Raw genomic sequence first — 12395 nt, 5'->3', positions numbered from 1 at the left:
CACTCCTTGTCATGTTCTCAGGAAACTTGCCGTTGGAACGTCGCTGCGTCCCAGTAGTCTTCGCTGTGGCGTATCCGGCCGTCTGCGACTTCGAGCAGTTGGACGCCGCGCAACGAAATGGTCTTGGCGTCAGTCGCGCCGCTCTTCCGCGGAGCGGTCGCGCGCATGACGTAGGCGACAGCAACCGCTCCATCGCCTCCTTCAATCATGGATTTTACCTCCCAGCGAACATCCGGAAGCCAGCTGAACAGCTTCTGCATGCCCACTGCGATCTCGGCGGAGCCCCGCTTTGTCTTGAGTTGCGAGACTTCGTCGTGCGTCGCATCGTCACAATAGAGCGCGAGGATCGCGCGGTGATCGTGCCTCCCGTAGGCATCGTAAAGCGCGGTGACGACTTCTTTTGGAGTCGATGCAGACGTCATGCGCGCGCCTCCAGATCGACGCCATACATGTAGCGTCCCTGTCCGTAGAGTAACGGCGGACCAGCGGCCGGCGCATGAATGCTCTCGATCACGGCGATGGCGATGCGATGGCTTCCGACCAAGAGCTGCTCGACTGTCCGACATTCGAACACAACCGATGCCTCGCGTAACCGCGGAACTCTTCTTCCGTCGGACAACTCGGTCGATAGCAGGACGTGTTCGTCAATAAATTTGTCGACGCTAGGACGCGAGCAGAGCTCTGAAAGGTGAAGCTGGTCCTGCGTGAGGAGGTTCACGGCGAACCGCTCGCCTTCCCGTACATGCGCGGCGGTCACTGTCTTGCTGTTCAAGCAGATCAGTATCGTCGGCGGCTCGGTGCAGACTGAAGTAAACGAGCTGATCGTCATCCCCCAGGGTCTATCGCCATGCCAGGTCGTCACGACGCTCACGCTTCCAACGAAGTGCCGCATCGCCGCCCGGAATGCCGCGGCATCAGCGATCGTCTGCGAGGGCCAAACTCCGCGATCGATTCCAATTCCCGAGCTGTTCATGGTAAGCCTCGTAGCGACTTATTCGTGTCACAGAGGCTAAGTGGCGCGCCCGGCCGACGTCTAATCGATAATAAATATTCCAACTATCCGCCGGATCGATCTATCCGCCTTATGCGCCGCAGGGGACGCCGAGAAGCCGAGAGCCCAGCACATCGCAGGCAACATCTCGCAACCGCAACATGAGAGACTCCGCCGATCGAAATACGAAGGCCGAGCTCATTCCGATAGTGCATGGCACTGCAAATTGTTAGGGTTCGAGATCGCATTTATCGGGAGACTGGGGTGAACCTACGAAGCATTGACCTCAACCTGCTCGTGATACTCGACGCGCTCCTTACCGAGCGCAACGTAAGCCGGGCTGGCGAGCGCATCGGTCTCAGCCAATCGGCGATGAGCGCGGCTCTCGCGCGACTCCGCGAAGTCTTCCACGACCCACTACTCGTGCGCGTTGGGCGCGATCTGGCTCTAACCCGAAATGCGGAGGACCTCATCGTCCCGCTGAAGGAATCGCTTAGCAAGATCGAACATCTTCTGCTGCGTCGTCCTGGATTCGACCCCACGACCGATGCGCGGACGTTCTCGATCAGTGCGTCCGACTATGCGGGGTTGGTCCTGCTCACGCCGCTCGTGAGGATTATCTCCAACGAGGCTCCAAACGTGACGATTCATCTACTGCCTCGTGCTCGGGACGCCGTGCGCGTGCTGCAGACGAACCAGGCGGACATTGTCATCGAGCCGATCGAACTCTTCGGACCGAACGACTATCCGACGGCCTTGCTGCTAAGGGATCGCTGGCTCTGCGCCGTCGATGTAAATCACCCCGACGTCACAGGCGATACATTGACCGAGACGCAGTTTCTCGATCTTCCGCATCTCGTCTACGGCATCGGAGACGATCGACAGCTGAACCTCGCCGACCAACATCTTGCTGATGCCGGCGTTCAACGCCGTATCGAGGTGACGGTCGAAAGCTTCCTGCTGAACCCATTTCTCATCAAGGGGACGCGGCTCGTCAGCCTCGTGCTGGAACGGGCGGCCAGGAAACTGATTGGCACGGTCGATATCAAGCTGCTGGAGTCCCCGATATCTGTTCCGGACATCCACGAAGCTATGTACTGGCATCCCCGCCATACGACCGATCCGGGACACAAGTGGTTAAGAGAGAAACTGCTTAGCGTCGCGCAGCAACTCGATTGAGGTTCATACGCTCTCACGCCCTGCGTCGCGGCTGCCTTTGCCGACCATCGGCTTAGCGCGGCTCGACCCGAAACGCATGGTCGCGGGGGTCTGCTACATTGCTAATCCCACAATTTCCGAAGTTGTGTTTTCCTACCGGAGGGCGGCCTAACTCTCGCGGCGTACGCGGTTGGCAATCCAACAGCCACCGCTCGTACGCAATCTGTCGCCGGTTTGATCCCGGAATAGGTTCAAATCCTGGACCTGCACCATCCTCAACTTGAGTTATAATTCAGCATGTTGCCCTCTACTAGATCGGCTAGCTACTGCGGCGAATAGCGGACTATTTCGCAGCGTCGCGTAGTAGCTGTTGCCGTCCAAAAACTGCCGTCAACAGATCGAGAGAAACACCTTATCTCTGCAGGTGACGATTGCGGACATGGTCGATATCGAGACCATGGGCGCCGCCCGATGGCAGCGGCCAGTGGATGACGTCGCGGAGGTCGGGGAGCCCTGCTGGCTGCTCCAGCTACTCGCTCGTCCGGCCGAGGTCGCTGAACCCGTGCGGGTTAGCGGCAAGGTCGCGCAACGCGGCGAACCCGCACAGCTTTGCGCGACGACGTCTGCGTGGGCTTGCGTGTGGAGAATCGGTCGCGATCACAGTATGGCGAGGTTGGTAGTTGGGTCGTTGACAGGATGATTCATGTCCTACTTAGTTGCGGGCATGGGGAAGCGATCTCCCCACGAGGCGGCAGCCGAAGAATCGCGTCCGTTTTGCTGTGAAGGACGCGTTATGCCCGACAGATTGCATCCCTCGTCCTTCATCCTTTATCGCTCTGATGGTTCTGAAGCATGGCCAAATGCGGTCACGGCAGACACCGCTCGATTTGACGTGAAGGACCAGAATGATCGCGCGCAATGACCATCGCTGGAGCGGGCGTGCGCTTCTCATCGTGGCCGCCATTTCTTGCGTTATGGGGTCAAATGCCATGGCAGACAGTGCAGCTAACTTCGAAGCAGACGCGGTCGGAGGCCCGCCCGCGGGCTGGACAGCCACCAAGACCGGAACGGGAACTCCGCAGTGGACCGTCGAGCAGGATACGACTGCCCCGTCCCATTCCCGGGTGATCAAGCAATCCGGCAACGCGACTTATCCGGTCCTGCTGAAGGACGATACGAACATTAGGGACGGCTTCATCGAGGTGAAGTTCAAGCCCATTGCTGGAGCGGAGGACCGCGCTGCCGGTCTCGTGTGGCGGGCGAGAGATGCCGACAATTATTATGTGCTTCGCGCCAATGCGCTCGAGGATAACGTGGTGCTATACAAGATGGTGAAGGGTGTTCGGCGAGCTCTGGACATTGTTGGCCGAGCCGGCGGGTATGGAGTCAAGATTGCCGTGCCCGCGAATCGGTGGGGCAGTCTGCGCGTTGAATTCGCAGGCAGTCGCTTCAAGGCGATCTACAACGGTCAAACGGTGTTCGAGGTTGAGGACGAGACTTTCGCGGAAGCCGGCATGGTAGGCTTGTGGACCAAGGCAGATAGCGTAACACTGTTCAATTCAATCACTTACGGCTCGTCGAAATGACTAGAACGACCGACACCATGCTCTTGGTGCACCGATCCGGGCTACGACTGGGCCCAAGGTGGCAAGAATGCCAGTCGGGCTGCACACGAGATTCATTAGTCAGTCGGCCGCGGCTGGCGTGCGTACCCAGCGTCTTCGGATCGTCAATAGCCTAGCGAGGCAGCGTTGGAGAAGACTGGCGCGCGGCGTGACTTTCGAAGAAGGATAGCGGAAATCCGATGGTTAGGCCCGCACGAATCTCGTTCACTGGATGTCCGCCTGTAAGCGCGTGACAGACTGCGACGTCGAAGCTGAGATCATCCCGCACGCGATATATCAACCCGACCAGGCCCGAGAACGTCTCCTCCTTTCCAAATTCGTTTTCGTAGAAGACCTCCGCAACGGGACGCACCGTCCACGAGGATGGCCCTTCGACGATCGCGCCTAGGAAAACGTCACCATGATGGTCGCGGGTCACAGCCGTCTCGGCGTTCAGGTGGATGGTGCCCCAATCCCAGCGTTGGGAGACGATGGCGGCGAAGCTCGCACCGACACCCGAGTTGCCGATGCTGTCCGGCAGAAGGACACCAAACTCGGTTGCAACGCTTGGACCAGTTTTATCCTGCAGGCTGCCGGGCAGGACTACATGTTTGAGAAATGCTCCAGCGGCCGTCAGGCTTGTCGGCCCCGGCGGCGAAAGGGACGTTTGCCCCTGGCCCTCAAAGACGGCTTCCCAGTCCTCAGTTAGGCCGTAGTTGATGACCCAGGACGGCGCGATCAGGCTCGTTCCGCTCTCATCGCGCAAACGTCCCGCCGGTTGCAGTTCAATCTCCATTTCTCCCTTTTTGGCTACGGCGGCATCGGTGCGTCGAACGGGCGATAGGCCGCTGCTGGCGAGGACAAGGCGAGCAGAGCAAACGGAAGCGCGGCGCCAAGCGCAAGATATCTCGACGGGCCGCGAAGGCCTCCGCTATATCTACACATGCGCCGACTCCCTACACGCTCCATCTCATGGAATTGGCTTGAACACCCAGATCGCGGCCGCCCCGGCGGGGCCCGCGCGGACCGCCACCAGCAGACGATCCAATTCCGGCACGAAGAGAGACGTGCGCGCGCCCGTTGCCGTCGGCAGGCGCGCGATCCGCCGATAGGCCGATCCATCGATTTCGAAGACATCGACGCATCCGGCGCCGCAGCTCACATAGACACGCTCCCGAAGAGTGAATGATGCTCTCGCCTCTCGAACCAGGTGGCAGATTAGAGAGCAAGGTCAAGACCGCCGCGTCATCGACTTCCTACAGCAGATCTGTCAATCCCGCTTGTGGGCGACGTTCGTGTCGGTCGAATGCCTGTGTCATCGGATTGTCAAGCTGCCCGCGGTCGTACATGATTGGAACGACTCACCACCGGGACTGGACACCGGCAGGAAGGTCCGGAGGCGACAGCGGTTCTGACCGGACTGCGAAGACAAGGTAGCGAGCAAGGAGGGTCGAATGACAATCCGTTGCTTTCTTGTCTGCATTCTTTTGCTGTGCGGCGCGACTGCCGCGGCCAACGCGACTTCGTTGAACAAGGGCGATCCCTGGGACCCTCACCACATCGAAAACCTACCTGTCGAGGTCCGGCAATACATTCGGGCCATCTGCAAGGGAGCGCCTCGGGCGCAACATGACTTCGCCACCTACAATCCGGAGCAACACCGTTGGCGGATCAACCTTGAGTATCTCGACTGTGACGGGTTGAGCCGCGACTACCGACGAGGCAACCAATGTCTCGACGTAGACTTCATTGGCTTCGGATCGCACTATCGACTGGCCCGAAAGGGCTACGCGGACTGCGGTTTTTGAGATCTCGTCCGCGCGGACCAGCCGTCAAGGAACGCTGCCTGTGGCTGCCGGATTGACGTGCCTGACTTCAATGGTCAGATGCGAGAGCGACCGGAACCGCGCCACCTTGGCCCGGTAGTATTGTTCGCTCCGCTCGGTTGCCGTCACCACGGAGAGGATGGCCCCAAGGTGACCGGGACCCAGTCGCCAGAGGTGCATATCCGCAAGCCGATCGCCATCGTTCTCGATTGAACGTTTGAGATTGTCAGCCATGCGGCGGTCGGGATTCATGTCGAGGAGGATAGCACCGGTATCGCGGATAAGGCCGAACGACCAGCTTGCGATCACGAACGCGCCGACGAGCCCTGCCAGCGGGTCCATCCAGAGCCAGCCGAAAGCGCGAGCAAGCAAAAGGCCAGCGATGACCAGCACCGATACCGCGGCATCCGCCAGAACATGGATGACAGCAGCGCGCATGTTGTGATCTCGCGCCGCCGAGCCATGCGCGTGCTCATGCTCTTCATACTGTACGGGATATGTCTGCTCGCCCAGCCTGACGTTGGCCGTGAACGCGTGCGGCTCGGGGATTTCGTCAATCGATTCGAGGTAGTCGCCGCAATCCTCGAGTACGAAGACTTGCCGGGCACCGTCCGGTCGCACCGTCTCGATCGACGAAGTCGCGGCCAGAAGTCCCGGGCCAGCTTCGGCGCGGAGCCGGAAACGCGGCGGAACGTCATCCTCGAACACTTCCAGGACCACGTCACCTTCAGCGGTCGAGATTCGGTGGGTTTCGTCATCGTCATGATGGGCGTCGTGGCTATGGCCGTGCCCGTGGGTATGACCATGTCCATGGTCATGATGATGGCCACCCCCGCTGAGCAGCCACGCACTGGCGACGTTTACTGCAAGGCCTAGGAGCGCAACGGGTATCGCTTCGGCGAAATGGATCGGAACCGGGGAAACGAAGCGACTGATGGCTTCATAGCCGATCAGCAGCGCGATCATTGCCAGGATGATGGCGCTGGTGAATCCAGCCAGATCTCCGAGCTTGCCAGTCCCGAAAGTAAACCGCGGATCATCGGCATAACGCCGGGCGTAGGTATAGGCGAGCGCCGCGAGCAACAGGGCACCCGCGTGGGTGCTCATGTGAAGTCCGTCGGCGATCAGCGCAATAGATCCAAACAGCCAACCACCGACAATTTCGGTGATCATCATCGCGCTGCAAAGCCAGATCACCGCCCAGGTTTTTCGTTCGCTCTTCTGGTGGTCATCGGAAAGGAAAACATGGCTATGAAGGCCCGGAAAGGCCGCGCCGCTGGCATCGCTCATGGCAGTCCTCGTTCGCTACTTCAGGTACGTCCGTACGATGTCGATGAGGTCGGCGGCACCTCTGGCCTTCTCCGCGTCTTTCTCATGCGCAGGATCGACGACGTGATGACGGATGTGATCTTCGAGAAGCTCGGCCGTCAGCCCGTTCACGGCGCCTCTCACCGATGCGACCAGCATCAGCACGTCTGCGCAACCAATCTCGGACTCGAGGGCGCGCTCGACCGCTTCGATCTGCCCTTTGATGCGCCGGACGCGTCCGACGAGTTTCGACTTGTTCTTGATCGTGTGCGACATGTTGTCTAATATAGGGAGGTACCCTATATGGATCAAGCAACAAAATGCTGGCGGGCGCATGTTCGTGAAGGCGACCCTGCTTCGGAGCGGAGCGTTCCTGCTCTTGCAGATGCTTTGGACACAGTCCGTGCAGGCGCACGGCATCGCAGGCAATCGATACTTCGACGGCACCATGACCTTCGACGATCCCGCCGTCGCCGACGAGCTCATCCTGCCGAACTTCAACTACCTCGGCTATCCCGCTCAGGGCAGCGATGTTGTCGAGAACCGTATCAACGCCTCCTTTGCGCGGCTTCTCACGCCGACGCTCGCCTTCACGATCGACAGCACGTGGGTCCATCAGACCTGGCCGACCGGTCGCACCTCCGGCTTCGACAAGACCAGCATCGGCCTCAAATACGAGGCCTATCGTGACAACCGCCATGAAACGCTGGTCTCGATCGGCCTCGCCTGGGGCATCGGTCATTCCGGCTCGGTCGCGATCGGCGCCGACGCTCCTAACACGATCCAGCCAGGCATCTTCTTCGGCAAGGGGTTCGGCGATCTCCCCGACTCTTTTTCGTGGCTACGGCCATTCGCCATCACGGGCGCGGTCGTCGATGAAGTCCCGATCGGTTCGGGCGGCATGGCGCTCGCACCGAATCTCGTGACTGGTGGCTTCAACACCGTGCCCTCGCCGGCCGTTGAAACGCTGCACTGGGGTTTCTCGGTCCAATACAGCACGCTCTACCTGACGAGCCGCTTCAACGGCGGACCGCCAAAGGAGGAGCCCCTGAACCAATGGGTTCCGCTTGTCGAGTTCAGGTTCGACAGTCCACGCGGGCAAGTAACCGCAGCCACGGCAAATCCTGGTGTCGCCTACGTAGCGGTCGCCTGGCAGGCGTCGGCGGAAGCGATCATCCCGCTCAATCGCGCTGGCGGGACTGGCCCAGGCTTCCGCGCACAGCTGCTGCTTTTCCTGGACGACCTCGTGCCCTCGCTGTTCGGCAAGCCGCTCTTACGCGAACAGCCCGCGAACAACCAGATAACGTGGTGACAGGGGCATCCGCCACCCACCGCGGCGGTCAGGTTCGCCTTCGCCGAAGCGCCCTCGGAAAGCCGCCAGAGCCGCGAAGCTGTACGCCGACCCCTTCGGCACCGCTCGAATGTACGATGATTGCATGTTGGTTGCGGGTGATTGGATCTGCGAAGCTATCATGAGCGCGAAATGCGCGATGCCTGAAGACCAATGCCGGGTGAGCGCACTCCAGTTGAGCGCAATCGAAATACGCACTTCATCTAGCTGACAGCGCATCCGCATAAGGAAAGCGCAGCGCTCCAGAGGTAAAGCCCGGAGGCGATACCACGATCTGTCGCGATCCATTGCGGAATTGGTCGACCTCGCCACCTGCAATTCCTTGGAACTGGACCTGCAGCACACGGGGGTCCTGCCATTCACCATTTGTCCCGAAGCGGACGGCTCCCATGACGGTCTCGAAGATTGCGCCTCTTGCATAGGCCGATAGGTTGGCATCGTCGAGGCCGCCGGTCGCTTCGACCGCCTGAGCGACGACCTGCATCTGGGCATAGGCCAGCGGCGCCATGTAGTGCCCCAAAAGGTCGACACCGGCATCTCGGGCGCGGGCCTGATAGGTAGATAGAAATTCCTGTACGCCGGGAAACATCATCTTGGGGACCGGCGCCCAATATTCGTAGTTGATGAAGCCATTCAGTAACGGGCCGAGCGCCGCCTTCACCGCGGTATTCTGGGGGCCGATCATGCTGGCGCCAACCATTTTCGGACGGAACGGATGCGCGTGGATCGCGCGCACGAGGCCAATCGAGTCGTTGAGATAGGAGCACAGAAACAGCAGATCGCTGCCGCTTCCGGCGACGGCGTCGATGACAGGCACAAAATTCTCGGTCGTCAGCGGATAGGTAGCTTCATGGACGATCCTGAAGCCATATTTCTCAGCATTGGCTTTGGCACCGAGGATAGGGTACTTGGAGAATTCAGCGTCCGCCGAAAGGAGCGCCACCGTTGTCGGCCGCGGCGTTTGCTCGGCCGCGAGCATGAAGAAGCCCTCGGTCAGCGCGGCGTTCGGATCCGGCCCGGTTGGAATCATGGCGAAGTAGTTGGGATAGGCGAGCGCGTTGTTGACGCCCAGCCCCATCAATCCGACAAAGAAACGTTGCCGCTCGATGATCACAGGCATGGCCGGCAGAATGGTGTTGGTGCCATAGCCGCCGATAACCAGATCGACCTTGTCCTCGTCAATCAACCGTGTGTAGAGGCCCGGGACGCGTGACGCTTGCGCCTGATCGTCGTAGCAGACCAACTCGACGGGGCGGCCGAGCAGGCCGCCCCTGTTGTTGATGTCTTCCCGCCAGATGTCATGGGCGAGGCGGGCCGATCGGCTGTTGCCCGCGAGTGGGCCTGTCAGCGACAGGCAGTAGCCGATGCGGACAGGCGAGAGCGGGTCTTGCATGGTCAGGTGCCGGCCTTGGCGCCGGTGGCGAGAAGCTGCATTTCCCAGGCGAGCGCGACGCCGCTGGCGCCGCCATGTTCGAGAATGACGCCGCCGACACCGGCTGCCGTCTCCTCACGCGCCCAGTCGCGTTGCCATTCACCCAGCACGGCGAGCCAGGTGATCGGCACGGCGCCGGCCTGAACCATGCGCCGCACGGCCATGTCATGCGCTTCCACCGACACGCCGCCCGATGCGTCCGTGACGATGAAGACGTCATAGTCTTCGCCGAGCGCCTGGATCGCCGGCATGGCCAGGCAGATTTCAGTCCACAGCGCTGCCAGCACGACCTGCCTGCGCCCGGTCTTCTTGACGGCGCCGGCGACGTTCGCGTCCTGCCAGGTGTTGATGAAGCTGCGGTCGATCGGCCTCTGGTCCGGGAACACGTCCTGCAGCCCCTTGATCAGATGGCCGCCGCGCTCGGCGAGCACCGTGGTCAGGATCGTCGGCACGTTGAAGACCTTCGCCGTCTTGGCAAGGCCAATGACATTGTTGACGATCATCGACGGTCGTGACTGTTCAGGTTGGCGAACTGATACGGCTGGTGGTCGATCAGCACGAGAATGCTGTCCTCAGGGCGCAACAGAGCGCCGAGACCGGTCTTAGGCATAGATACTCCTTGTGAAGGCTGAGCGCGGCTCAGGCGGCAGGTTCGAGAAACACGTAGAGGGAATGGATGCGCCCGTTCTCGAAGTGGGCGACATCCATGCCGGTGACAGCGACCGGTCCGTTGGGCGGTCCCGCCTGCCAGCGCAGCCGGCCGACGCCGTGGTGACCAATCGCAGGTCCGATCGCCTTGAAAGCGAAATCCGGCGGCAGACTCGACAGGACCGCTGCCGCAGCAGCATCGATCGCCGCATGACCCTTCGCCGCAGCGTCCTGCTCATAGAGCACGGCGTCTTTGGCGTAGAGTTCACTGATTGCGGCGATGCGCCGCTTAGGGTCGCGCTCGCTGAACACGCGGCCAAGATTGGCCTGCATCAGCCGGTCATAGTCGCTGGAAGTTTCCGGCTGAATGGACATTGCCGCGGCCTCGTCTCGATGGTTTGGAGGCAAAGAGCTTAGCCGCGTGATCTGATAATATTAGTCACTGACGGATGGAACTAACTTCAACGATTGGTTTAAGATCGCCGTATGGAAACATTGGCCAACCTGGAATCCTTCATCCGCAGCGCCGAGTGCGGCAGCTTTTCCGCCGCGGCGCGGCGGCTGGGGGTCACGCCCGCTGCCATCAGCCGCAACGTGGCCATGCTGGAACGCAACCTGGGGATCCGGTTGTTTCAGCGCAGCAGCCGTAGCCTGAGCCTGACCGAGGACGGCGATCGGTTCCTTGCGTCGGTCACGGACGGAGTGGAGTCCATCCAGGCGGCCATCGCCGATGTGACGGCGCACTCAGGCGTGCCCGCCGGCGTGCTGAAGTTGAGCGTGAACCTGACTTTTGGCCTGGACTACGTGTTGCCGCTGATGCCGGCCTTCATGACGCACTATCCCGGGGTTCATCTGGATTGGAGTTTCGAGAACCGTCAGGTCGATTTGATTGGCGAGGGCTTTGACGCTGCGATCGGCGGCGGCATGGAATTGGCGCCGGGCGTGGTGGCCCAGCGGTTGGCGCCCCTGCATGTCGTCGCAGTAGCCTCGCCGGACTATCTGAAGGTCCACCTGAAGGGCCGCCGGCCGCCACGGCACCCCGATGAGTTGGCGATGTTCGACGGAATCTCCATGCGCTCGCCGCAAACCGCTCGCTTACGCGTCTGGAGAATGCGCAATCGCAAAGGCGACGAAGCGACCCTGGAACACAAAGCCCGCATAGTGGCCAACGATCCCGAGGCGATATGCCGTGCGGCCCTGATGGGCTTAGGTGTGGCGATGATCGCCATGCCTTTTGTGGAGCGGCATCTCAAAAGCGGCGCGCTGCGACGTCTGTTGCCGGATTGGCACTCTGATCTCGGTGCGATATCGCTCTACCATACCAGCCGGAAATTGCTGCCAGCCAAAACCCGCGCATTCATCGACCACATCACCGCAGAATTCCGCGAACAAGATCTGGCGCAGCGATTTTCAGCGGAAAGATGAGCGCTGCCGCGGAATGCATGCGGAACGCTTCCTAGCGCGTTCCGCAAAAATCACAGTTTCAGGAGGGAATTTCTCAATATCATCCGTCCCGGCGAAGAGGGGCCGGCCAGCTTTGCCTCACCTTACAGCGCGATACCGGTTTCGCAGATCGGAAACGTCGCGACATCTCATTCGGGCGAGTAAGCAACAGAGCATCGTCGCCTCAGACCGCTTGAGCGGCATCATGGCGAAGCTCGAGAGAAGCGTTGGCGCTGTCGAGGAACTCCACCGTGGTGAACCACAGGTCGGTATCCCCGACGTTCTTGAGATCGTGAATCTTGTACTCATCCTTTCCGTACATGAAGTGCCGGGTCTCGCCAGCTGAATACACGGCTTCGGCGATCGTCCCGTCCTCTGCGTGCGATTGCGCCCGCCCCGGCGTCACTGCGGTCCAGAAGTAATCCAGCACGTGTCGGTGAAATCCGATGCGCTCGCCGGGAGCCAGCCGGATCTCCCAGACCCGGACGCGATCCGTTTCGGACAGGAGCCGAGTGCCAACTCGCCCGTTGAACTGATTGGCATCGAATTCCCTGCGGATGACCTCGGGCCAGGCGGCCCTACCCTTATCCGTTACATCAGCGTTCATGGTCGTTTCTCCTTATCTCCAAAAGCC

14 protein-coding genes and 1 pseudogene are annotated in these 12395 nt (G+C 60.7%); 5 read left to right on the top strand and 10 right to left on the bottom strand.

Features of this window, described 5'->3' with window-relative positions:
- Positions 1-17: 17 nt before the first annotated feature.
- Together QDT69_RS23410 and QDT69_RS23405 are read right to left on the bottom strand one after the other, a co-directional pair.
- Positions 18-422 carry a nuclear transport factor 2 family protein gene (locus QDT69_RS23410; protein WP_279708846.1) on the bottom strand — a complete coding sequence of 135 codons (405 nt, stop codon included), beginning with the start codon at positions 420-422 and terminating at the stop codon, positions 18-20.
- Entirely contained in the window at positions 419-973 is a 555-nt protein-coding gene (locus tag QDT69_RS23405) for a flavin reductase family protein (RefSeq protein ID WP_279708845.1), read from the bottom strand. The genes QDT69_RS23410 and QDT69_RS23405 overlap by 4 nt, the downstream gene beginning before the upstream one ends.
- A 282-nt stretch (positions 974-1255) precedes the next feature.
- Between QDT69_RS23405 and QDT69_RS23400 the strand changes: the two genes are divergently transcribed.
- Together QDT69_RS23400 and QDT69_RS23395 are read left to right on the top strand one after the other, a co-directional pair.
- Positions 1256-2170 carry a LysR family transcriptional regulator gene (locus QDT69_RS23400; RefSeq protein WP_279708844.1) on the top strand — a complete coding sequence of 305 codons (915 nt, stop codon included), beginning with the start codon at positions 1256-1258 and terminating at the stop codon, positions 2168-2170.
- Between the two features lie 884 nt (positions 2171-3054).
- Positions 3055-3735, top strand: a complete 681-nt coding sequence (locus QDT69_RS23395) for a hypothetical protein (RefSeq protein WP_279708843.1) — start codon at positions 3055-3057, stop codon at positions 3733-3735.
- A gap of 151 nt (positions 3736-3886) precedes the next feature.
- Here QDT69_RS23395 and QDT69_RS23390 read toward each other — a convergent pair whose 3' ends face one another.
- Together QDT69_RS23390 and QDT69_RS23385 are read right to left on the bottom strand one after the other, a co-directional pair.
- Positions 3887-4549 carry a hypothetical protein gene (locus QDT69_RS23390; RefSeq protein WP_279708842.1) on the bottom strand — a complete coding sequence of 221 codons (663 nt, stop codon included), beginning with the start codon at positions 4547-4549 and terminating at the stop codon, positions 3887-3889.
- Positions 4550-4723: 174 nt separating this feature from the next.
- Positions 4724-4915: a hypothetical protein gene (locus tag QDT69_RS23385; RefSeq protein ID WP_279708841.1), complete on the bottom strand. Its 192-nt coding sequence runs from the start codon at positions 4913-4915 to the stop codon at positions 4724-4726.
- 292 nt (positions 4916-5207) lie between these two features.
- Between QDT69_RS23385 and QDT69_RS23380 the strand changes: the two genes are divergently transcribed.
- Positions 5208-5561, top strand: a complete 354-nt coding sequence (locus tag QDT69_RS23380; protein WP_279708840.1) for a hypothetical protein — start codon at positions 5208-5210, stop codon at positions 5559-5561.
- A 24-nt stretch (positions 5562-5585) separates the two neighbouring features.
- Here QDT69_RS23380 and dmeF read toward each other — a convergent pair whose 3' ends face one another.
- Together dmeF and QDT69_RS23370 are read right to left on the bottom strand one after the other, a co-directional pair.
- On the bottom strand, positions 5586-6869 hold the full coding sequence (gene dmeF / locus QDT69_RS23375; protein ID WP_279708839.1) for a CDF family Co(II)/Ni(II) efflux transporter DmeF: 1284 nt from the start codon (positions 6867-6869) through the stop codon (positions 5586-5588).
- A gap of 15 nt (positions 6870-6884) precedes the next feature.
- Complete coding sequence (locus tag QDT69_RS23370) at positions 6885-7163, bottom strand: metal/formaldehyde-sensitive transcriptional repressor (protein WP_279708838.1); 279 nt, start codon at positions 7161-7163, stop codon at positions 6885-6887.
- Between the two features lie 127 nt (positions 7164-7290).
- Between QDT69_RS23370 and QDT69_RS23365 the strand changes: the two genes are divergently transcribed.
- The gene (locus tag QDT69_RS23365; protein ID WP_279708837.1) at positions 7291-8199 is read left to right on the top strand and encodes a hypothetical protein; all 909 of its coding nucleotides are present in this window, start codon (positions 7291-7293) and stop codon (positions 8197-8199) included.
- Between the two features lie 238 nt (positions 8200-8437).
- Here the strand turns inward: QDT69_RS23365 and QDT69_RS23360 are convergent, their stop codons facing one another.
- From QDT69_RS23360 to QDT69_RS23350, 3 genes and pseudogenes are all read right to left on the bottom strand, one after another.
- Positions 8438-9631, bottom strand: coding sequence for an amino acid ABC transporter substrate-binding protein (locus QDT69_RS23360; protein WP_279708836.1), 1194 nt, complete (start codon positions 9629-9631; stop codon positions 8438-8440).
- A 2-nt stretch (positions 9632-9633) separates the two neighbouring features.
- A pseudogene (locus tag QDT69_RS23355) lies at positions 9634-10280 on the bottom strand (hydrolase).
- A gap of 29 nt (positions 10281-10309) precedes the next feature.
- On the bottom strand, positions 10310-10693 hold the full coding sequence (locus tag QDT69_RS23350; protein WP_279708835.1) for a nuclear transport factor 2 family protein: 384 nt from the start codon (positions 10691-10693) through the stop codon (positions 10310-10312).
- Positions 10694-10804: 111 nt separating this feature from the next.
- On the opposite strand from QDT69_RS23350, the gene QDT69_RS23345 reads away from it, so the two are divergent.
- Positions 10805-11743 (top strand): LysR family transcriptional regulator, encoded by a 939-nt coding sequence (locus tag QDT69_RS23345; protein WP_279708834.1) that lies wholly within the window; start codon positions 10805-10807, stop codon positions 11741-11743.
- A gap of 202 nt (positions 11744-11945) precedes the next feature.
- On the opposite strand, the gene QDT69_RS23340 is transcribed toward QDT69_RS23345, so the two are convergent.
- Positions 11946-12368, bottom strand: coding sequence for a hypothetical protein (locus tag QDT69_RS23340; protein ID WP_279708833.1), 423 nt, complete (start codon positions 12366-12368; stop codon positions 11946-11948).
- Positions 12369-12395 lie beyond the last annotated feature (27 nt).

It is taken from the genome of Bradyrhizobium sp. CER78, from assembly GCF_029846235.1.
Lineage (GTDB): Bacteria > Pseudomonadota > Alphaproteobacteria > Rhizobiales > Xanthobacteraceae > Bradyrhizobium.
The sequence above is the reverse complement of the archived record's forward strand: the minus strand, read 5'-3'. Positions and strand labels throughout refer to the sequence as shown.